Below are 21,192 nucleotides of genomic sequence, written 5' to 3'. Positions count from 1 at the left end.
TCGCCTTGACCATGGCCTCATCCCATCAGCAAGCGGATTGCGGGAGGCGGATTATCCCATAATCGCCGCTCCGGGTAAGCGGACGGCGGGCAGATTCAGCCATCGAACAGGGTGGCCTGCACGGCATCCCGCAACGCCGTGCCGAAGACGCGCTCCAGCACCAGCGGCAGGGCTGGCGAACCGGCCGACAACAGGCGGTCGTGGAAGGCACGCAGCCCCCCAGCGCTCTGCTCGCGTGCGGCATTGATCAGCGCCCAGCCGGTGGCGTAGCCCATGGGCACGGTCGGGGCCCGGGTATACCAGCGCAGCTCGTCCAGCGCCTGCTCGCGCACAAAACCCAGGGCCTGCTGCATGCGCCCGGCCGCCGCCTCCAGGGTCAGCCCCCGGCAGTGCAGCTCCACGTCGAGCTGGATGCGCAGCGCCCGCCACAGGCGGTCACGCAACAGCAGGAAACGCGACTCGGGGCCAGCCAGGAAACCCTGTTCCTGCATCAGCTGCTCGGCATACAGCGCCCAGCCCTCATAGAGGGTGGCCGAGGCATTGACCAGCCGCGGCCAGCTGCGCGCCGAAGGAGTGAGATTGGCGGTGACGAACTGCAGATGATGCCCGGGCCAGGCCTCGTGCACGCAGGTGTGCTTCAGGGCAAGGTGGTTGTGCTCGCCGAGCGAGGCCGCATCACGCGCCGGGGTGACGTAATAGTGGCCTGTCTGCCGCGGATCGCCGGGCACCGGCGGCAGATAGGCGGCAAAGGGGATCTGCGGCCGCAGGAAAGGCGGCGTCTCCATCACCTCCAGGGTCTCGGCTTGCGGGAGGCTGATCAGCTCCCGCTCGACCAGGAAGCGCCGCGCGGCACGCATCTGCGTGCGGTAGCAGTCCAGCAGCTCCTCCGGCGCCGGGTGATCGGCCTGGATGGCGGCGAGCTGGGCCGCCACATCCTCGTCACCACGCAGCTCGCGGGTGACGGCCTTGAGCGCAGCCGCCGTCTCCTCGAACAGCCGGCTGCCGAAGGCATGCAACCGGTCCGCATCCAGCGGCAGGAAATGCTGCCGGCGCAGCCGTTCCTCGAACAGGGCGCGGCCGCAGGCGAAATCCCCCGCGGCCCGCGGCGCGATCTCGGTCTCGAGGAAACGGGCATAGTCCTCGACGGCATGGGCGCCCTGCTCCAGGGCGGCATGGATGCTGCTGTCGCCGCGGAAGGCCTGCTGCACCCGGGGGTGGCGTTCGAGACCACGCAGGTAGACGGCGCCGCTCGCGGCGGCCTGCAAGGTGGTCTCCAGCCACAGCGGCGACACCAGCTCGGGCATCTGCAGCAGGTGGGCACGGCAGCCGCGCAAATAGGCGGAGACAGCACCGACGCGGCTGGCGAAGGCGGCGGCGAAGTCCGGTACCGGCAACAGGGTCAGCTGATGGATCGCATCCAGCGGCAGGAAGCGCTGCGGATCGCGGCGCCGCCAGTCCCGTTCCAGCAGCTCGTGGTGTTCCAGGGTGGCCTGCCCCTGCAGCAGCCGGTAGTCGAGCCGCCGGTCGGCGTCCAGCGCCTCCGGGTCGATCGTCTCCAGCTCGGCGAGCAGCTTTTCGTTCAGCGCGATCAGGGCGCCGATGTCGTCACTGTCGCAGGGCGTGAGCCGACCGGCCTGTTCGAAGACGCCCAGCTCCACCGCAAGCTCGGGGTGAAAGCGGAACCAGGCATGGTAGAAGCTCTCGACCAGCCGGTCGAAAGCCACGGCATCGGGCGTCTGGGTCATGCCGGCCGCTCAGTCCTCCTCGACGATCTCGAAGTCGTGGCTGATCCGCGCCGCCTTGCCGAGCATGATCGAGGCCGAGCAGTATTTCTCGGCGGAAAGCTCGACGGCGCGCGCCACCTGCTTCTCGCTCAGGCCACGGCCCTTGACGATGAAATGGACATGGATGGCGGTAAATACCTTGGGCGGCGTCTCGGCGCGCTCCGCGCTCAGTTCCACCACGCAGTCGCTCACCGGCTGGCGGGCACGCTGCAGGATGAACACCACATCGAAGGCAGTGCATCCACCCATGCCCAGCAGCAGCATCTCCATCGGCCGCACGCCGAGGTCGCGGCCACCGCTCTCCGGTGGTCCGTCCATGACCAGCGCATGACCGCTGCCCGATTCGCCGATGAAGGTGGCGGCCTCCACCCATTTCACGCGCGCCTTCATAAGATCTGTCTCCGAATGGGATTTTTGTGAAGACTATCACAGATCGACAGCCCGCTGGATCGGGCCTACACTCTGTTGTGGTAAAGAAAAGGGCCTGCTTGGCCGCTGAACTGGAAGCTATGGAACTGAAACCCGTCAAAGGTACCGGCAACCCCTCGATCGACAGGTTCCTGGAACACTGTCATCGCCGGCGTTACCCCTCCAAGAGCGTCATCATCTACGCCGGCGACGCCCCCGATGTGCTGTACTACATCATCGAGGGTTCGGTCAGTGTGCTCATCGAGGACGAGGACGGCCGCGAGATCGTTCTTGCCTACCTGAACAAGGGTGACTTCTTCGGCGAGATGGGCCTGTTCGGCGAGGGCAGCACGCGCAGCGCCTGGGTGCGTACCCGCACCGAATGCGAACTGGCCGAGATCAGTTATGCCAGATTCCGTCAGCTCGCCCACGAGGATCCGGAGATCCTCTTCGCCCTGTCCTCGCAGATGGCCGCCCGGCTGCGCACCACCAGCCGCAAGGTCTCCGACCTGGCCTTCCTCGATGTCACCGGCCGGGTGGCGCGCACCCTGCTCGACCTGTGCAAGCAGCCGGACGCCATGACCCATCCCGATGGCATGCAGATCCGCATCACCCGCCAGGAGATCGGCCGCATCGTCGGCTGCTCGCGGGAGATGGTCGGCCGGGTGCTGAAGAGCATGGAGGAACAGGGGCTGATCACCGCCCACGGCAAGACCATCGTCGTCTTCGGCACCCGCTGAAGCAGACCGTTCAGCCGGCGTCCTCCGCCGGCTGCCTCAGAACTTCCACTCCAGGATGCTCTTGATGACCACGTCGTCACTGCCATTGGTGACGCCGAAGGCGGAGCCCAGGTTCCATTCCAGATGCTTGCCGAACTCGAAGGTCACGGCCGGCACGATATAGTGCCGCTGATCCTCCCACGACCGTGGGTTGGCGATCTCGCCGATGCTGCCGTAGAGTTCCAGGCCGGCCTCGACATCGTCACCCACTTCGCGGTACAGGCTGGCGGCATATTCGAACTCCAGACCCTCATCGTTGTCGGGACCGCTCACCACCTTCTCGAACTTGGGATTGAGCTTCAGCGTCCAGTCGTCGAAGCTGCGTTCGAAGATCAGCCGCAGCTCGATCTTCTCCTTGCTCTTGCCAAGATAGGATTCCTTCGGCAGGTAGTACTCGAGATAGATTGCACTGTTGAAGGCATCGGGCCGGTAGTCGCCAAAGCGGTAACGCGCCGCCACGATCCGGGTCTGCACATGCTTGAAGGCCTCGCCGTCAGGCTGCTCGAAATCGGCATAGGCAGCCACGGTCAGGCGGTCGGTCACCCCGTATTCCAGCTCGAAGGTGTGTCCCCACAGCCCCTCACGGTCCACCGTCTTGCCGAAATAGGCCATCTGCCGGTCCGAGCTGGCTACATAGTCCGTCCAGTAGACCGCCTCCCACTGGCCCGCCGCGAGGGTGCCATAGCCATAGGTCTTGAAACTGCCCGCCTCGGCGCTGCCGAGCCCGGCCGTCAATGCCAGCCCGGCAAGGCCCGTTGCAAAGAATTTCTTCATGCCGTCATCTCCCTTTCCGTCGTTCGGTACATTCAGTCTGTCGCTGCAAAGAGTTCCGCCAGTCGTGCCCCCGGGTCCTCCGCCCGCATGAAGGCCTCGCCAACGAGGAAGGCGTGCACCCCGTGCTCGCGCATCAGCGCCACGTCGGCCGGTGTGTGGATGCCGCTCTCGGTCACCACCAACCGGTCCCCGGGAATGCCCGGCAGCAGATCGAGCGTGGTCTGCAACGAGACCTCGAAGCTGCGCAGGTTGCGGTTGTTGATGCCGATCATCGGGCAGGGCAGTTCCAGGGCGCGCTGCAGCTCGGCGCCATCGTGGACCTCGACCAGTGCATCCATGCCCAGGTGCTGGGCAAGCTGCGCCAGCTCCCGCAGCATGGCATCGCCGAGGGCGGCGACGATCAGCAGGATGCAGTCGGCCTCCAGGGCCCGTGCCTCGTAGACCTGGTAGGGATCGATGACGAAATCCTTGCGCAGGACTGGCAGATCACAGGCGGCGCGCGCCTCCTGCAGATAGGCATCGGCACCCTGGAAAAAATCGGTGTCGGTCAACACCGAAAGGCAGGCCGCGCCGCCACGCTGGTAGCTGCGCGCGATCTCGGCCGGCCGGAAATCCTCGCGCAGCACCCCCTTGCTCGGCGAGGCCTTCTTGATCTCGGCGATGACAGCGGGCTGGCCGGCGGCGACGCGTGCCTCGAGCTGGCGCAGGAAGCCACGTGGCGGCGCGGCCTGCTGCACCCGGCCATGCAGCTCGCGCAGAGGCCGCCGCCCGCTGCGCTCGGCGACCTCCTCCGCCTTGCGGCGCAGGATCCGCTGCAGGATGTCCGGCATGTCGTTCATCAGCCCTGCCCCAGTCGCTGCGAGAGTTCTGCCAGCGCGCGCAACTTGTCAGCCGCGGCACCGCTGTCGATCACCTCCGCGGCCCGTTCGACACCGGCCGCCAGCTCAGCACTCAAACCGGCAACATAGATCGCGGCACCGGCATTGAGCAACACGATGTCGCGCGCCGGTCCCGGCTCGCCGGCAAACACCCGCTGGATGATCGCCAGGCTCTCGGCCGCGCTCTGCACCGCCAGCTGCGCCGTATCGGCACGCTGCAGCCCGAACTGCTCGGGCTCGATGCGGTAGCACTGGATGCGGCCGTCCTTCAGCTCGGCCACCCGGGTCGGCGCGCCGATGCTGATCTCGTCCATGCCATCCTCGGCATGCACCACCAGCACATGTTCACTGCCGAGCTGTTTCAGCACCTCGGCCAGCGGCTCCACCCACTGCTCGCTGAACACCCCCAGCAGCTGGTTGGGCGCAGCGGCCGGATTGGTCAGCGGGCCAAGCAGATTGAACAGTGTGCGCACGCCCATCTCCCGGCGCGGACCGATGGCGTGCTTCATGGCGCTGTGGTGCTTCGGCGCGAACATGAAACCGACGCCCAGGGTCTCGATGCACTCGGCCACCTGCTGCGGGGTGAGATCGAGATTGACCCCGGCCGCCTCCAGCAGATCGGCGCTGCCCGACTTGCTCGATACCGAACGGTTGCCATGCTTGGCCACGGTGCCGCCGGCCGCCGCCACCACGAAACAGCTGGCAGTGGAGATATTGAAGGTATTGCTGCCGTCGCCACCGGTACCGACGATGTCGACCACGTGCTCGCCATGCACCTCGACCGGGGTCGACAGGCTGCGCATCACCTCGGCCGCGGCGGTCAGCTCGTCCACCGTCTCGCCCTTCATGCGCATGCCGATCAGGAAACCGCCGATCTGCGCCGGCGTGGCCTGGCCGGTCATGATCAGCTGCATCACCTCGCGCATCTCGTCCCGGCTCAGGTCACGCCTCTCGGTCAGGGCCCGGATCGCCGCCTGCATGTCCATCAGTTCATTCCTCTTCATTTCATGGCCACGGAATCCACGGAAAACACGGACAAAACCTTTACGGCGCACGCGCTGCGCGCGGCGCCGTGAAACCCAAGATCCCTTTCGTGGGTTTCGTGGCTATCTCTCATACTCCAGAAAATTCCGCAGCATGTCGTGGCCGTGCTCGGTGAGGATGGATTCCGGATGGAACTGCACCCCCTCCACCGCCAGCTCCCGGTGGCGCACGCCCATGATCTCGTCCAGGTCACCGCTCTCGTCCTCGGTCCAGGCGGTGATCTCCAGGCAATCCGGCAGACTGGCCTTGTCGATCACCAGCGAATGGTAGCGCGTTGCCTGCAGGGGATTGGGCAGGCCGCGGAACACGCCCAGATCCTGGTGATGGATCAGCGAGGTCTTGCCATGCATGATCCGACCGGCATGCACGATCCGTCCGCCGAAGGCCTGGCCGATGCTCTGGTGGCCCAGGCACACGCCAAGGATGGGGATGCTGCCGGCGAAGTACTGGATCGCCGCCACCGAGATGCCGGCCTCCTTCGGCGTGCAGGGGCCGGGCGAGATCACCAGCCGCTCGGGCGCCAGCGCCTCGATCTCCTGCAGGCTGATCTCGTCGTTGCGGAATACCCGCACCTCGGCACCCAGCTCACCGAAATACTGCACCAGGTTATAGGTGAAGGAGTCATAGTTGTCGATCATCAGCAGCATGCTATACCCCCCCCTCCAGGCCCGCCTCGGCCAGGGCCACGGCACGGAACAGGGCGCGCCCCTTGTTCATGGTCTCCTCCCATTCCTTTGCCGGCACGGAATCGTGGACGATGCCGGCGCCGGCCTGGATGTGCAGCTGGCCATGCTTGACGACCGCGGTACGGATGGCGATGGCGGTATCCATGTTGCCGTTCCAGGCCAGATAGCCGACGGCACCGGCATAGACACCGCGCTTGACCGGCTCCAGCTCGTCGATGATTTCCATGGCGCGGATCTTGGGCGCGCCGCTCACCGTGCCGGCGGGGAAGGTGGCGCGCAACACGTCCATGGCCGACAGCCCCGGCTTCAGCCGGCCCTGCACGTTGGAGACGATGTGCATCACGTGCGAGTAACGCTCGATGACCATCTTCTCGGTCAGTTCGACGCTGCCGATCTCGGCGATCCGGCCGACGTCGTTGCGGCCCAGGTCGATCAGCATCAGATGCTCGGCCAGTTCCTTGGGATCGGCCAGCAGGTCCGCCTCCAGCGCCCGGTCCTCGGCCTCGTCGCGGCCACGCGGCCGGGTACCGGCGATCGGCCGCACCGTGACCACGCCATCCTCCAGCCGGGCAAGGATCTCCGGCGAGGAGCCGACGACATGGAAGTCGTCGAGGTTCAGATAGAACATGTAGGGCGAGGGGTTGAGGCTGCGCAGGGCGCGGTACAGATCCAGCGGCCGGGCATGGAAGGGTATCGACAGACGCTGCGAGATCACCACCTGCATCACGTCGCCCTCGACGATGTAGTCCTTGCAGCGCCGCACGGCGGCCTCGAAGCCCTCTCGGGTGAAACCGGAGACGAAGTCCTCCTCGGCCACGGCGCTGCGCGGCAGGGGCGCGGGACGCGGCGTCTCGCGGCGCAGCCGCGCCACCAGTTCGTCGAGCCGCGCCTCGGCGCGCGCCCGGGCATCCGCCTCGGCGGGGTCGGCATGGACGATGACGTAGAGCTTGCCGCTCAGGTTGTCGAACACCACCACCTCGTCGGAGACCATCAGCAGGATATCCGGGTTGTCCAACGGGTCCGGCTTGGCGCAGACCGCCAGCCGCGGTTCGATGTAGCGCACCGTGTCGTAACCGAAATAGCCGACCAGGCCGCCGGTGAAACGCGGCAGACCCTCGACCTCGGGCACCCGGAAGCCCTGCTGGAAGGTCTCGATCCAGGCCAGCGGGTCCTCCACTTCGAGCTGCTCGACCACGGCACCGTCCAGCAGACGCTCGATCCGCCGGCCACGGACCCGCAGCACGCTGCGCGCCGGCAGACCGATGATGGAATAGCGGCCCCACTTCTCGCCGCCCTGCACCGATTCGAACAGGTAGGAATAGGGGCCGTCGGCCAGCTTGAGATAGGTGGAGAGCGGGGTATCGAGGTCGGCCAGCACCTCGCGCATCAGGGGGATGCGGTTGTAGCCCTGCTCAGTCAGCTGTTGGAACTGGGGGGAATCCATGATTCACCTCGGAGAGAAAAGACGGACACGAAAAGTACGCGCAATGACGCTCAGCAGCAGTACCACCATCGCGTGTCATGGACGTGCAGGTCTCTCATCTCTTCGGTATCCGGACTGTTCTCAGGCCGCCGCTTCCAGCAGGCCCTGGATCTGGTCCAGTGAATCTATCACAGCATCGGGGTTGGAATCACGGATATCGGCGCCATGATTGTAGCCGTAGCTCATGCAGACGATCTGGAAACCGGCGGCACGCGCGGCCTTCACGTCGCTGACCGAGTCGCCGATCATCAGCGCATCCGCGGGGTGCACGCCGAAGAACTCGGCGGCGTGCAGCAGCGGCAGCGGGTCCGGCTTCTTCTTTGGCAGGGTGTCGCCGCTGATGACGATACGGAAATAGTCGGCGATGCCGAGATCGCGCAGCAGCGGCTCGGTGAACCGGGCCGCCTTGTTGGTCACGCAACCCAGTGGATAACCGCCGGCCTTCAGGTAGTCCAGCCCCTCCTTCACCCCGGGATAGAGCCGGCTGCGCTTGCTGGTGTTCTCGGCATAGAGCTCGAGGAAGATCGGATAGGCCTTCTCGAACAGGGCCGGGTCCGGCTCGCCCTCCAGCCGACCGATCAGCGCCCGGCGCACCAGCCGCTCCACGCCGTTGCCGACCCAGTCGCGCACCTTCGCCTCGCCATGCGGCGGCAGGCCGAGCCGCTGCATCATCTCGTCGACGCAGAAGGCGAGATCCGGCACCGAATCCACCAGGGTCCCGTCCACGTCGATCAATATCATTGCCGGCCTTTTCACCTTGCCCTCCGAAAATTGGCCACGAAATCCGCGAAACCCACGAAAATATCTTGTTGTTTCACGGCGCCGCGCAAAGCGCGTGCGCCGCAACAACCCTTTCCGTGGGTTTTGCGGATTTCGTGGCCATGACTCATGGTTTTTTTCAGCCGGCCTTGGCGAGTTCGTCGCGCATGGCCTTGATGACCGAATCGTAGTGATTCGGGTCGCTCTCCTTGGCGGCACCGAAGATGGCGGAACCGGCGACAAAGGTGTCGGCACCGGCCTCGGCGATCTCGCGGATGTTGTCCACCTTGACGCCGCCGTCGATCTCCAGGCGGATGTCGCGACCGGAGGCATCGATGCGCTTGCGCGCCTCGCGCAGCTTGTCCAGGGCACTGGGAATGAAGCTCTGGCCGCCGAAACCGGGGTTGACCGACATGATCAGGATCATGTCCACCTTGTCCATGACATAGTCCAGATAGTCCAGCGGCGTGGCCGGATTGAATACCAGACCGGCCTTGCAGCCCTCGTTGTGGATCAGCTGCAGGCTGCGGTCGATGTGCTCGGAGGCCTCCGGGTGGAAGGTGATGTAGGTGGCGCCGGCCTTGGCAAAGTCGGGGATGATGCGGTCCACCGGCTTGACCATCAGGTGCACGTCGATGGGCGCGGTAACGCCATGCTTGCGCAGGGCCTCGCAGACCAGCGGGCCGATGGTCAGGTTGGGCACGTAGTGGTTGTCCATGACGTCGAAGTGCACGATGTCGGCACCGGCCTTGAGGACGTTGTCCACCTCTTCGCCCAGACGCGCGAAATCGGCCGAAAGAATGGAGGGTGCGATCAGATTGTCCGCCATGGTCTGGAACTCCCGAAAGTCGTTGCTGAAAAAGGCCCGGAGCAGGCGTCCGGCGCGGCTCAAGGCTGCGCACTGTACCCTATCAGGCGCGGATTTTTAACCTCTCGCGGCGCAGGGACGTAACCGGGAGACACCGGGCACGACCCGCCAGCGAATCGCAACACGATGAATAAACAGGATATTCTTCAGATTCGCGGCGCAAGGAGGCTCAAGCGTCGGCCTCCTCCACCAGCACCTCGTCGAACATGGCTGCATAGGCGGTGTCGGCATAGGCCGCCCGCAGGGCATCGAAATTGAGCACCGACTGGCGCAGGTCGTCGCTGGTGTTCTTGAAGCTGACCCCCCGGGTGCGCCGTGGCGGCACCCCGAGGAAGGCGTACAGCCTCCGCAGCAGACCGTCCTCGTCGAGCAGGATGTCCTCGTAGAACAGAGGCAGGGTGGGCAGTCCCAGTCCCTCGACGAAGGCATCCAGCTCGGCGTCCAGCCGTTCGCGCTGGATCAGCAGGCGGTCGAACTGGTCAAGGGGGATCTCCACCGGACCGAGCCGCTCCTCCGGCCGGTAGGCATTGTACTGATTGGTCTTCTCCTTGAGCATGCGCGAGCGCAGGGCGGAAACGACGGTCTTGATGCGATTGCGCCGACGCATGTAGAGGATGCGCACCTGTTGCTGCCGCAACAGCTCGGCGAAGCGTTGCGGCTCGGCGATGTCCCGCAGCTTGGTCTTGAAGCCACGGCTCAGGCGACGGCCCAGCAGCGGCAACCGCAGCGCCTGTTCCACCCAGCGCGCCTGGGCGGCATGGCCCTCCGCCTTGAAACGGCGCAGTTCCTCCTCGAGGGCCAGCACCCGGGGATGGGCATTGAGACTGGAGATCAGGTAGCTGCTTCCGGTGCGCCCCTCGAAGAGGAGCACGAAACGGGTCATCCGGCTGCGGGGATAGAACATCATGACGGCTCGAACCCTAACAAAGCCGTGCGGCAGGCGCCAGCCGGACAGCCGCTCGCCCGTGCACGGTGGACTCCGCCCGCGGAAAGGGTAGGATAGCGCCGCAAGCGCTTCCCCCTTCAACGGAATCCCGAGGGTCCAGCATGTCGAATCTTCTGCCGATTGCCATCAGCCTCCACCTGCTCGCCGCCCTGGTCTGGGTCGGCGGCATGTTCTTCGCCCACCAGGTGCTGCGCCCGGTGGCCGTGGCCCGGCTGGAGCCGCCGCAGCGCCTGCCACTGTGGATCGGCGTCTTCAGCCGCTTCTTCCCCTGGGTATGGCTGGCGGTGATCCTGCTGCCGGCGACCGGCTACTGGATGGTTTTCGCGGTGTTCGGCGGCATGGGCGCCGTCGGTCTGCACGTGCACCTGATGCAGGGCATCGGCTGGCTGATGATCGTCCTCTATGTCTATATCTATTTCCTGCCCTTCCGGCAGATGAAGCGACGGGTGATCGAGGGCGACTGGCCGGCGGCGGCCGCAGAACTGGCCACCATCCGCAAGGTGGTCGGCACCAACCTGCTGCTCGGTCTGCTGGTGGTGGTCATCGGCAGCGGCGGGCGCTATTTCTGATTGCGTGCGGCGCGTACCGTGTCGTAGGCCGCCTTGATCTCCTGGGTCTTCTCCGTGGCCAGTTCGATCATCTCCTCCGGCAGCCCCTTGGCCACCAGCTTGTCCGGGTGGTGCTGGTTCATCAGCCGGCGGTAGGCCTTCTTCACCTCGGCATCGCTCGCCCCGGGCGAGACGCCGAGCACGGCATAGGCCTGCTGCAGGCGGTCAGCCGGCGGCGGCCCCGCGGGCTGGCGTGCCCCGCCGGCAAACTCGTGGGCGGCGCGCACCAGCGCCTCGATCTGCCGGAACTCCAGCTGGGATATGCCGAGTCGCTGGCAGATATGGGCCAGCAACTCGGCCTCCCTGGCCTCCAGCCGGCCGTCGGCATAGGCGGCATGCAGCTGGATCTCGAGGAACATGCGCAGCAGATTGCGCCGCCGATGGCACTCGCGGCGGAACTGTTCCAGCACCTCGTCGAGCGGGAAGTCGGCCGCCTTGCCCTCGTTGAACAGGCGGATGGCGGTGCGCCGCATCTCGGCCGAGAGGTTCATGCGGCGCATGATCTGCTCGGCCATGGCCACCTCGTCGGAGGAGACCCGGCCATCGGCCTTGGCGATATGCCCCATGACCGCGAAGCTGGCGGTGAAGAAGGCGGTCTGCACCCGCTCCTGGTCACCCGGCCCGGCCGCCTCCAGGCCGCTCAGCCCCTGGTCGAAGCGATGCCCGAGGGCCGCCCCCAGCAACGCGCCCAGCGGCCCGCCGAGCAGATAACCGAAGGCGCCACCGACCAGTTTCCCCCACCAGTTCATGATCCGCCGCCTCCCATCGCGCTCAGCCGCGCAGACGCGCCTCGATGGCCTGCACCACGTCCCGGCAGAAGACCGCCGCCTGGTCCGGCCTGGCCCAGTCGACCCCTGCCAGGCGCACCAGCTCGATGCCGCGCGCCGCGGCAGCCTCGTCATCGACCGGGAGTTCACCCGCGACCAGGACCAGCCGCAGCTTGAACATGGCCTCGAGATCGGCCGCGGTCAGCGGCGTGGCCAGGGACACCACCACATCGGCCCGCCAGCAGCGTTCGCGCAGGGCCTCACCCTCCAGCTGCGGATACTGCTCCCAGCCGAATCTGTCCATGTCCAACATGGGAAAATCGACCGCCCCCGGCAGATGGGCGGCATCGACGACGACAACCTTCATTCAGTCCCTCCGGCTCGCCGCTGCGTGGCGCGGGTCTTGCTTGACTTGCGCTGCCCCCGACAAGCTCCTATAACCATAGTCAGGCCCCACGGGGCAGGCTCCTTGCGACATGGTAACCCACTGCCATCTCGGAGGTAACGGGCATGGCTACTGAATACGAACCGCGCATCGGCGACTGGTACCGTACGCCCAGCGGCGACAACTTCGAGATCGTCGCCTACGACGAGGACGACGAAACGCTGGAGATCCAGTACTTCGACGGCACCGTCGAGGAGCTGGACATGGACAGCTGGCGGGAACTCGACATCGACGCCATCGAACCGCCCGAGGACTGGTCCGGCTCGCTGGACATCGAACGTGACGACTACGGCGTCGACCTGGATCTGCACAGCAACGACGCCCGCGGCAACCCGCTGGACAGCTTCGACTGAGGACCGAGCCCCGCCAGACGGCCACCCCCGGCGGAGAGGGGGCGCCGCCACAACAGCATGCCGTTCATCGCCCCCCATCCCTGGAAGGTCAGTCCCGGCCACGCCCGCCGCATCCAGGACGAACTGGCCCGCGAGGTGATTCGCGAGGACCGGCTGGGGCCGGTGCGGCGGGTGGCCGGCGCCGACATCGGCTTCGAGGACCGCAACCGGATCACCCGCGCCGCCGTGGCCGTGCTGGACTTCCCCGGCCTCGAGCCATTCGAACAGAGCATCATCCGCCGCCCCACCGAGTTCCCTTATGTCCCGGGGCTGCTGTCCTTCCGCGAGGTACCGGCCCTGCTCGACGCCCTCAACCGGCTGCAGACGCCACCGGACCTGATCCTCTGCGACGGCCAGGGGATCGCCCACCCGCGACGTTTCGGCCTCGCCTGCCACCTCGGCGTGGTCACCAACCTGCCCACCATCGGCGTCGCCAAGAGCCGGCTGATCGGCGACTACGAGCCACCCGCCCAGGAACGCGGTGCCTGGAGCCCGCTGACCGACCGTGGCGAGCTGATCGGCGCCGTGCTGCGCACCCGCCCGGGCACCCGTCCACTGTTCGTCTCCATCGGTCACCGCATCAGCCTGCCGACCGCCATCCACTATGTGCTCGCCTGCACCCCGCGCTACCGGCTGCCGGAGACCACCCGCCGCGCCCACCACCTGGCCTCGGTCGCCCGCCTCTGAATCCCGGACCGGGCTTCCGGCATTGAAAAACGGCCGGCGCGACTAACCCGGGTATTGCACCAAGGATTCGAGGTCAGGCCGACTCTGGCTGCGCATCCCGGGCGGCTCGCAAACGGGTTCTCGCAGCGGGGTACGGCTTGTGCCTGTTCGATTGACCCCGGGTATCGCGGCCTGGAGGCCGCTCCTACAACATATTGTGCCGCCACGCCCGGTAGGAGCGGCCTCCAGGCCGCGACTGGGCAATATCCGCGGGCGCGCATGATCGGCCAGCCTGCTTTGCCGGATTCGCCCTGAGCATCGAATCCTTGGTGCAATATCGGGGCTAAACCTCTATCCCAGGACGCCGTTAAGCTCATCAGAGGGCGCCACCGCGCCCCGCCGACAGGAGGTGCCACATGATTCTGGTACTCGACATGACGACGGGCAGCCCGGCCGCGGGCGAGGATCCTCGGCAGACGCCGCCGCGGCAGGAAAGAAGGGGTCTGGAACTGCAGCTCCAGCCGATCGAGTTGGCGGCCCCGGCGGACCGCCCCGGCCTTCCGCCCTCCCTCGCCGCGGTGGACGCCGGCGCCTTCGTCGACGCCCAGGCGGAGGACTGACTCGCCGAGCAGGACGTGTGCCGCGCATGAATGCCGCAGCCGGCCTGCGGCCGGAATGGCCTCAGTCTTCCTCCACCAGCACCCAGCCATCCTCCAGGGAGAGCGATACCGGTTCCAGGCCACGCCCGGCGCAGGGTCCGGCCAGGCACTCGCCGCTGTCGATCTCGAACAGGGCATGATGGGTGGCGCACTGGATGTGACGGCGGTCGAGGCTCAGGAACTGCTCGGGCACCCAATCCAGCGGGCTGCCGGCATGCGGGCAGTGATTGACATAGCCGTAGACCGAGGTCCCGCGGCGCGCCACGAAGATGTCGGTCGGCCGGCCGTCGCGGCGGATGGTGAACCCCCGGGCACCGGGATCGTCCAGCGCATCCAGCCGGCACAGACGGCGCCAGGCGATCATGCACCCCGCCCCAGGCCGTCGAAGCCGATGCGTCCGCACTTCTCGCCGGCCAGCCGGGTGGCGGCCGCCAGGGCCGCCGGCCAGTCCAGGCCACGCAGCCGTGCGTCGATCAGGCCGGCGTTGAAGACATCCCCGGCGCCGAGGGTATCGAGGACGCGCGGCGGCCGGCAGGCATCCACCCAGAGGTAGTCGCCGCCCCGCGGCCAGGCGGCCGCCCCCGCCGCCCCCCAGGCACAGACCAGATCTGCAGAAGGACAACCTTCCCGCAGTCTCTGCAGCAGGGCTCGCGCCGAGCCGAGGCCACGGGCCTCGGCGAAGGCCCGGGAGACGATCAGCAACTCGGCCTCGCCAAACAGGGCCTCGATGCCCGGCCGCGGCTTCTCGATCTCCAGCGAACGCGGCACCGAAGGCGCGCGGCGCCGGGCATCGGCCAGCATGGCGCCCGTCTCCTCCGGCGCCCGGCCCTCGAAGTGCAACCAGTCGCAGCCCGCCAGATCGATCCGCGCGAAATCCTCGCTGCGGTATTCCGGCAGGTCGCGATAATGGACGATGCTGCGCGAACCGCTGGCGGCACTGAGCAGGATGCAGGAGGTGGGCATGCGCCGCCCGGCCAGACGCCGGCAGTCGCGGGTCTCGACACCATGGGCGGCCAGATCGGCCTCGATCAGCCCCGCCTCCGGGCCATCGCCAAGCACCCCGGCCCAGCGACAGCGGTGACCCAGCCGGGCGAGCACCACCAGGCTGTTGGTGGCATTGCCGCCGCGCGCCAGGCGCTGGTCCAGGGCACGCAGCTCGCTGTCCTCCGGCGGATAGGCCGGAACCCGGTTGACGATATCCAGGGTGGCGATGCCGACGGCGAGGATGCAGGCCATGGCCCGCAGTGTAGCAGAGGCTGCGGCGGCCTCAGCGGACGCTCACCACGCGGAACCCCAGATCGTCCATCCGGCTTCCGACGTGTTGCTGGCCGCGCTTGCTGAGGCGCAGGGTGTTGCCGGCGCTGTTGAAACCACCGCCGCGTACCACCCGGCGCATGCAACCGCTCTCCGTCCAGGCGCTGCCGTCGACCGGCGCCCCCTCGTAGGAAGGGTGGTAGCAATCCTGCACCCACTCGGAGACGTTGCCCGCCACGTCGAACAGGCCGAAGTCGTTGGCGGCGAAACTGCCCACCGGTGCCGTCATCCGGCCGTCCCACTCACTGCCACAGTTGAAGCAGTTGGCCTGCCCCTCGCCGAGGGAATTGCCCCACCAATAGAGGGTCCGCGCCCCGTGGCCGGCGGCGTATTCCCATTCGGCCTCGGTCGGCAGCCGGTATTCGTGACCGGTCTGCTCGCTCAGCCAGCGGGTGTAGGCCACGGCGTCCTCCCAACTGACATTGATCACCGGACGCCGGCCACGCCCCCAGCCATTGTCCACCGGCAGCGGTCGTCCGGTGGCCCTGGCGAAGGCGTCGTATTCCTCGAAACTCACCTCGTGCCGCCCCATGGCGAAGGCGCCGATCTCGACCTCGTGCCGCGGACGCTCGTCGAATTCGAGCGAGTTGCTGCCGCTGCCCATGGTGAAGCGGCCGGCGGCGATGGTGATCATCTCCGGCCCGGCGGAGCCGTCGGACAGGCTGTCACGGAAGACCTTGCCGAGCGGCGGCCGCTCCACCGCCGGCAGGCTGGGACGCGGCTGGGGAGGCCGCGGGACCGGCGCAGCCTCTTTCCGGGGCACAGCCGCCGGCGCCGGCGTGGCGGCATCGACCGCAGCCGACTGCTGGTCGTACCAGAGGAAACCACCGGCAGCGAGGGCACCGAGCAGCAGGCCGCCGAGCAACCCCAGCAACAGCCCGCCCCGCCGCGGCGCGGCGGACCCGGCGTCGGTCCGGGGTTCGGCCTCGGTCACGGCGGCCACCGGCTGGCCGGCCGCCAGCTGCCGGCGCAGCTGCTCCGCCTCGCTCAACGCCTGATCCCGGCTCTGCACCGCCTCACCGACCTGGTTGCGGATCAGCTCCAGTTCCTGGCGCAGCACCTGCAGCTCGTCGCCCGGCGATGCCGGGGGTGGCGCCGCCGCCTCGCGGCGCAGCCGCTCCAGTTCATCCTGATAGCGCGCCGCCTCGTCGCGCGCCTCGTCCAGCAGCAGGCGCAACCGTTCCAGCTCGGCTTCGTCGGCCTCGCCGGCACGGGCCGTCTCCAGTTCGCCCTGCAGACGCGTCATCTCGGCACGCAGCGCCTCAACGTCCGCCAGGGTGGCGGCCCGCAGCGCCTCCAGCTCACTCGCCTGCTGACGCTGCTGTTCGGCGGCCTCGGCCTCGGCCTGGGCCAGGCGCTCACGCAACTGGTCGCGCTCCTCCTCAGCGTCCTCGGCCTGCTGACGGGCCCGTTGCAACCCGTGTTCCTGCTCCTCGCTGGCGGCACGCAGCGCCTCGAGTTCTGCCTCCAGGGTGGCAACCCGGGCCTCGGCCTCGGCCCGCCGCGCCTCCAGCACCTCCCCCTCGCCGTCCGGATGCCCCTCGCGTGCGGCCTGCTCGCGGGCCAGGGAGGCGCGCACCACCTCCAGCTCCTTGCGCAGCGCCTGTTCGGTGGCCTCGGTGGCCTCTCGCTCACGGGCGGAAAGGGATCGCACCTCCTCCAGTTCCTGCCGCTGCTGTTCCAGCGCGGCCTCGGCCTCGTCCCGGGCCTGACGCGCCGCATCACGTTCCGTCTGCAGCTCATCGAGCTGTTGCTGCAACCCGGCCAGGCGTCGTTCGCTGTCCTCCAGGGACGCCTGCAGCTGCTCGAGGGTGGCCTCCAGATCCTGGCGCTGCGCCGCGGTCTCGGCCGTCCAGCGGGCCTGCGCCTCGGCATGGGCCTGCTCCAGGGCCTGGCGCTCACGGTCCGCGTTCTCGAGTGCCGCCTCGGATTCCTGCTGCAGCGCCTCCAGGCGGGCCTCGAGGGCCTGCTCGCGGCCGGCCGCCACCTCCAGCGCCGCCTGCAGCCGGGCCAGTTCTTCCGCCTGCTGGCCCTGCAGCGTCTCGGCCTGCTGCTGGACGTCGGCCAGTTCGGCCTGCAGCGCCTGCCGACCGGCCTCGAGCTCGTCACGCTGCTGCTCGACCCCCTCCAGCCGGGCCGTCAGGGCCTCGATCTGCCGGCGTGCCTCGGCCAGCTCGGCCTGCAATGTCTCTCCCCGGCTCTCGGCCTCGACGCGCTGCTGCTCGCCTGCCTCCAGGCGGGCCTCGAGGGCCTCGGCCTGCCGGCGGGCCTCGTCCAGTTCCGCCTGCAGCGTCTCATGCCGCGCCTCGACCGCCGCGGCCTGCTGCTCGGCCGCCGTCAGGCGGAGCTGAAGATCCTCGATCCGGGCCTGCGCGGCCCGGGCGTCGTCGGCGGCCTGCCGTTCCAGATCGGCATGGCTCGCCTGCAGCGTCTCCAGCTGCGCGCCGAGCTCGGCCCTGGCCACCTCCGCCTCCGTTCGCTGCGCCTCCAGGGCCTGTACCCGGCGCTGCGCCTCGTCCAGTTCCCGGCCCCGGCTCTCGGCGAGCTCCTCGGCCGTCAGCAACCGTTCACGCAGGCTCTCGAGTTCGGCCGTCAGCCCCTGCTGCGCCTCTTCGAACTCGGCCAGGCGTGCCGCCAGTGACGCCTTCGCCTGCTGCAGTTCCTCATGCCGGGCCTCGGCCTCGTCCCGTGCCTGCCGACTGGCTTCCAGCTCGGCCTGCAGGGTCTCGAGGCGGCGGCCCAATTCCTCCTCGGCCTCGTCCTTCGCCGTCAGCGCCTGCTGCAGGCCCTCGATCTCCGCCTGCAGGGATTCGAGCTGCGCCGCGGCTTCGTTGCGCGCGGCCCGCGCCTCGTCCCGCGCAGACTCGGAAGCACCCAGCCGGGACGCCAGCTCGCCGGCCTTTGCCTCGGCCGCTGCATGGCGCTCTTCGCTCTCGGCCAGCCGGCTGCGCAGCTCGGCCAGCTCGGCAGACAGGGTGCTGCCGGTCTTGCCGGTTTCGGCCAGCTGCAGCTGCAGCCGCTCCACCTCGGCCAGCAGCGTGCGGCCTTCGCTCTCGGCCGCCTGACGTGCCGCATCGGCCTCCGCCAGCCGGGCCTGCAGCTCACCGAGCTGCTGTTCCAGTTCCTGCCGGCCTGCCTCGGACTCGGCGCGCTGTTGGTCCAGCGCCTCGATCCGGGTCTGCAGGGTCTCCAGTTCGCTGTCCTGCCGACTGCGTTCAGCTTCGCTCTCGGCGAGGCGTTGCTGCAGGGTAGCGGTCTCCGCCTGCAGGGCGGACCGCGTCGCCTCCAGGGTCTCCCCCGCGGCCTGCAGCTTCTGCTCCAGCGCCGCACGCTGCGCCGCCTCATCGGCCTGGCGCTGTTCCAGCTCGTCCAGGCGGCTCTGCAGGGCCTGGCGTTCCTCGCCCAGGGCTCGGCTGGAACCCTCCGCCTCGGCCAGTCGCTCTTCGAGTTCGCCGGCCCGTGCCTGCAGGGCATCGCGCTCGGCTTCGATCTCGTCACGTGCCCTGCGGGACGCCTCCAGGGCCTCGCCAAGGGCATCGAGTTCCGACTGCAGGCGGTTCACCTGGGTACCGACGTCGGCTTCCAGGGCCTGGATGCGGCTTTGGGCCGCCTCCAGTTCACCGGCCAGGCCCGCGGCGCGTTCCTCCGCCTGCTGCCGGGCAGCCTGCAGCTCATCGATCCGCGCCTGCAGAGCGGCCGCGGCCTGGTCGGCCTCGGTGCGCTGCTCCTCCAGTTCGGCCAACCGAGTGGCATGGTCCTCGGCCACTGCCGTCAGCTGCTGCTGCAGGGCCTCGATCTCGGCCCGCGCCTCCGCCTCCCGGGTCTGCAGCTGGTCACGTTCCTCCTCGGCCGCCTCACGGGCTGCCGCCAGGTCGGCCTCCAGCCGCTCGCGTTCGGCGGCCGCCTCGTCCAGGGCGCTCTGCAGGCCGCCCAGACGGCTCTCGAAGGCCTTGCGCTCTTCGGCAAGGCTGGCCTGCAGGCCATCACGCGTCTCGGCGACAGCGGCCAGCTCGGTCCTGAGCCCCTCGATCTCCGCCTGCAGGCTGGCGGCCTGCTCCTCGCCCTCTGCCTGCAGTGCCTGCAGGGCGTCCTGCTGGGCCGCCCGTGCCTCGGCCAGGGCGGCCTCCAGCTCGGCCACCCGCCCGGCCTGGCCTTCGACCGCGGCCTCGCTGCTGGCACGCAGCGCCTGCAGTTTCTGCTGCAGCAGCTCGATCTCCTGCTCCCGCTGGCCGGCCAGCTCGGTGGCCGTCTCCAGGTCTTGCAACCGCTGTTCCAGCAGTTGCTGCTGTTCGCCCGCCGCCGCCTGCAGCTTCTCGATCTCGCCTTCCAGCGTCTGATTGCGGCTCCTGAGTTCCTCGACCGCCGCCTGCAGCTCACCTTCACGTGCCTGCAGGGTCTCGATCCTGGCCTTGAGGTCCGCGCCTGGCGGCGCGGCCGCCGCCTCGTCCCTGTCCTCCGGGGGGACCAGCTCGACCACCTCGGCGGTGGCGGGTTTCGCGGCAGGCGCCGGCTGAGGGGCCGCGGCTCCGGCGATGGCGTCACCGCTCAGCGCCTCGGCCGGCACCCCGCCCAGGCCGCCGTCCAGTACATAGACGTCGAAATCGCGCTGGCTGAGCAGGAAGGCGGCGTTGGCACTGCGCCCACCGGTGTCGCAGCAGACGATGTACTTGCGGCTGTTGTCGAGCTGCTCCAGCTCGAGACGCAGTGCGGAGAGGGGGATGTTGCGCGCGCCCTCGATATGGGAATTTGCGAATTCGCCCGGCAGGCGCACGTCCAGCCACTCGCCCTCGCCGTCCTTGACCAGGCGCTCGGCAGCGGCGAAATCGAGCCGGTTGACCAGCGGCTCCTTGAGCAGCTCGATGAAATCCTTCTTCGCCAGACGCATCAGCATGCCATCGGTCATCATGGTGACACTGGCATTGCGCTTGGCATTCGAGACCAGCGCATCCTCACCGAAGGCGTCACCGTCTGACAGTTCTGCCAGCTTCACCTCGCGTGCCCGGGCCGAGGGCCGGCGGGTGACGACACAGCGCCCGGTCTTGACGATATAGAAGTAGTCGCCTTCGCTGCCCTGCTCGATGATCACGTCACCGGCCTTGACCGGGCAGGACTCGACACTCATCAGCAGGCGCTGGATGTTGCTCGGTGGCAGCTTGAGGAAGGCCTGCGACTGGAGCATCTTGGTCATCCAGTCGTCGTCGTCGTCGTCGTCGATCTCGGCGACCTCGTAGCCGGAGGACTGGTCCCAGGTCAGGAAGATGTCGAGGAAGCTGGAGTCGATACGCGCCACCGTGACCTTGCCGACGGCGCGTGCCGACACCTGACGCGGCTGCTTGTGGGCAATGGGGTGCAGACTGGCCTCGGTGCCGCCGCTGACGCTGCCCACCACCTCGCCGCCGGACAGCAGGCTGACCTCACCCTTGAGAACATAGACCGACTGATTGTCGCGATCCCCTTCCTTGAACAGGTAGCGACCTGCCGCGACCTCCTCCACTACCGTCTTCTGCGCCACCTCGTTGAAGTGCATGGGCGACAGGGCATTGAAGGGAACAAGGTTCTGTAACGTCTTTTTATCCAAGATTTTTTTTGCCGCAGTCATGCAGACCTAACCACCCAGAATCAGCACAATTGACCCCTCGCCCCGCACAGGGGATCGGCGTTTGCCATGCCGGGGTATCGGCCAGGATCCGGCTTTGCTTGAGATGCGTCCCGCCGTGTGTGAAAGCCCCCGGACCACCCGCGGAAGTGCCGGCAGGAGGCTCGAACGGACGACCTCGCAGGGACCGCCGGCGTGGACAGCCGGTGGTGTCGCTTCGCAACTGGGTAACGGGAGCGGCGGGACGTGGATCGCAGCCCACTCCAGGGGAACCGTCAGCGAGAACACGAAACGCGGGAAAAGACTGCTATAAAAGCGTAAAACGCTTCCCCTGCG

Annotated in this window: 20 protein-coding genes; 5 read left to right on the top strand and 15 right to left on the bottom strand. The window is 68.0% G+C overall.

From position 1 onward, the window contains the following. Positions 1-95 precede the first annotated feature (95 nt). Both QVG61_RS01815 and QVG61_RS01810 read right to left on the bottom strand, forming a co-directional pair. Positions 96-1,745 carry a DUF885 domain-containing protein gene (locus QVG61_RS01815; RefSeq protein ID WP_289931611.1) on the bottom strand — a complete coding sequence of 550 codons (1,650 nt, stop codon included), beginning with the start codon at positions 1,743-1,745 and terminating at the stop codon, positions 96-98. A 9-nt stretch (positions 1,746-1,754) separates the two neighbouring features. Continuing rightward, positions 1,755-2,174, bottom strand: coding sequence for an OsmC family protein (locus QVG61_RS01810; protein ID WP_289931610.1), 420 nt, complete (start codon positions 2,172-2,174; stop codon positions 1,755-1,757). A gap of 119 nt (positions 2,175-2,293) precedes the next feature. On the opposite strand from QVG61_RS01810, the gene crp reads away from it, so the two are divergent. Beyond that, positions 2,294-2,932 (top strand): cAMP-activated global transcriptional regulator CRP, encoded by a 639-nt coding sequence (gene crp / locus QVG61_RS01805; RefSeq protein ID WP_289931609.1) that lies wholly within the window; start codon positions 2,294-2,296, stop codon positions 2,930-2,932. 36 nt (positions 2,933-2,968) lie between these two features. Here the strand turns inward: crp and QVG61_RS01800 are convergent, their stop codons facing one another. The 8 genes from QVG61_RS01800 to QVG61_RS01765 form a co-directional block, all read right to left on the bottom strand. Next, the gene (locus QVG61_RS01800) at positions 2,969-3,745 is read right to left on the bottom strand and encodes a hypothetical protein (RefSeq protein WP_289931608.1); all 777 of its coding nucleotides are present in this window, start codon (positions 3,743-3,745) and stop codon (positions 2,969-2,971) included. A gap of 32 nt (positions 3,746-3,777) precedes the next feature. Beyond that, the gene (trpC, locus tag QVG61_RS01795; protein ID WP_354671197.1) at positions 3,778-4,575 is read right to left on the bottom strand and encodes an indole-3-glycerol phosphate synthase TrpC; all 798 of its coding nucleotides are present in this window, start codon (positions 4,573-4,575) and stop codon (positions 3,778-3,780) included. Positions 4,576-4,583: 8 nt separating this feature from the next. Beyond that, positions 4,584-5,609 carry an anthranilate phosphoribosyltransferase gene (gene trpD / locus QVG61_RS01790; RefSeq protein ID WP_289932682.1) on the bottom strand — a complete coding sequence of 342 codons (1,026 nt, stop codon included), beginning with the start codon at positions 5,607-5,609 and terminating at the stop codon, positions 4,584-4,586. A gap of 120 nt (positions 5,610-5,729) precedes the next feature. Continuing rightward, a complete protein-coding gene (locus QVG61_RS01785) occupies positions 5,730-6,314 on the bottom strand; it encodes an aminodeoxychorismate/anthranilate synthase component II (RefSeq protein WP_289931606.1) in 585 nt (194 codons plus the stop codon). A gap of 1 nt (position 6,315) precedes the next feature. Then, positions 6,316-7,797, bottom strand: coding sequence for an anthranilate synthase component I (gene trpE / locus QVG61_RS01780; protein ID WP_289931605.1), 1,482 nt, complete (start codon positions 7,795-7,797; stop codon positions 6,316-6,318). Between the two features lie 120 nt (positions 7,798-7,917). Continuing rightward, a complete protein-coding gene (locus QVG61_RS01775; protein ID WP_289931603.1) occupies positions 7,918-8,577 on the bottom strand; it encodes a phosphoglycolate phosphatase in 660 nt (219 codons plus the stop codon). 157 nt (positions 8,578-8,734) lie between these two features. After that, on the bottom strand, positions 8,735-9,424 hold the full coding sequence (gene rpe, locus QVG61_RS01770; RefSeq protein ID WP_289931601.1) for a ribulose-phosphate 3-epimerase: 690 nt from the start codon (positions 9,422-9,424) through the stop codon (positions 8,735-8,737). 208 nt (positions 9,425-9,632) lie between these two features. Then, positions 9,633-10,370 carry a hypothetical protein gene (locus QVG61_RS01765; protein ID WP_289931600.1) on the bottom strand — a complete coding sequence of 246 codons (738 nt, stop codon included), beginning with the start codon at positions 10,368-10,370 and terminating at the stop codon, positions 9,633-9,635. Positions 10,371-10,510: 140 nt separating this feature from the next. Between QVG61_RS01765 and QVG61_RS01760 the strand changes: the two genes are divergently transcribed. Then, complete coding sequence (locus QVG61_RS01760; RefSeq protein ID WP_289931599.1) at positions 10,511-10,978, top strand: CopD family protein; 468 nt, start codon at positions 10,511-10,513, stop codon at positions 10,976-10,978. Here QVG61_RS01760 and djlA read toward each other — a convergent pair. Both djlA and QVG61_RS01750 read right to left on the bottom strand, forming a co-directional pair. After that, positions 10,969-11,766 (bottom strand): co-chaperone DjlA, encoded by a 798-nt coding sequence (gene djlA, locus QVG61_RS01755; protein ID WP_289931598.1) that lies wholly within the window; start codon positions 11,764-11,766, stop codon positions 10,969-10,971. The genes QVG61_RS01760 and djlA overlap by 10 nt on opposite strands. Before the next feature lie 22 nt (positions 11,767-11,788). Beyond that, positions 11,789-12,151, bottom strand: coding sequence for a hypothetical protein (locus QVG61_RS01750; protein WP_289931597.1), 363 nt, complete (start codon positions 12,149-12,151; stop codon positions 11,789-11,791). A 143-nt stretch (positions 12,152-12,294) separates the two neighbouring features. Here QVG61_RS01750 and QVG61_RS01745 point away from each other — a divergent pair, with 143 nt between their 5' ends. The 3 genes from QVG61_RS01745 (at position 12,295) to QVG61_RS01735 (ending at position 13,907) form a co-directional block, all read left to right on the top strand. Next, positions 12,295-12,582: a DUF6763 family protein gene (locus QVG61_RS01745; RefSeq protein WP_289931596.1), complete on the top strand. Its 288-nt coding sequence runs from the start codon at positions 12,295-12,297 to the stop codon at positions 12,580-12,582. Between the two features lie 57 nt (positions 12,583-12,639). Further along, entirely contained in the window at positions 12,640-13,308 is a 669-nt protein-coding gene (gene nfi, locus QVG61_RS01740; RefSeq protein ID WP_289931595.1) for a deoxyribonuclease V, read from the top strand. Between the two features lie 395 nt (positions 13,309-13,703). After that, a complete protein-coding gene (locus QVG61_RS01735; protein ID WP_289931594.1) occupies positions 13,704-13,907 on the top strand; it encodes a hypothetical protein in 204 nt (67 codons plus the stop codon). A 61-nt stretch (positions 13,908-13,968) separates the two neighbouring features. On the opposite strand, the gene QVG61_RS01730 is transcribed toward QVG61_RS01735, so the two are convergent. From QVG61_RS01730 to QVG61_RS01720, 3 genes are read right to left on the bottom strand one after another with little or no spacing between them, the layout of a single operon-like run. Continuing rightward, positions 13,969-14,310: a Rieske (2Fe-2S) protein gene (locus QVG61_RS01730; RefSeq protein ID WP_289931593.1), complete on the bottom strand. Its 342-nt coding sequence runs from the start codon at positions 14,308-14,310 to the stop codon at positions 13,969-13,971. Then, positions 14,307-15,182, bottom strand: a complete 876-nt coding sequence (locus QVG61_RS01725) for a PfkB family carbohydrate kinase (RefSeq protein ID WP_289931592.1) — start codon at positions 15,180-15,182, stop codon at positions 14,307-14,309. The genes QVG61_RS01730 and QVG61_RS01725 overlap by 4 nt, the downstream gene beginning before the upstream one ends. Positions 15,183-15,213: 31 nt before the next feature. Beyond that, positions 15,214-20,838: an SUMF1/EgtB/PvdO family nonheme iron enzyme gene (locus QVG61_RS01720; protein WP_289931591.1), complete on the bottom strand. Its 5,625-nt coding sequence runs from the start codon at positions 20,836-20,838 to the stop codon at positions 15,214-15,216. Between the last annotated feature and the right edge of the window lie 354 nt (positions 20,839-21,192).

This window comes from Thiohalobacter sp. IOR34 (genome assembly GCF_030406045.1).
GTDB lineage: Bacteria > Pseudomonadota > Gammaproteobacteria > Thiohalobacterales > Thiohalobacteraceae.
This window is presented reverse-complemented; position numbering and strand designations above follow the sequence as displayed.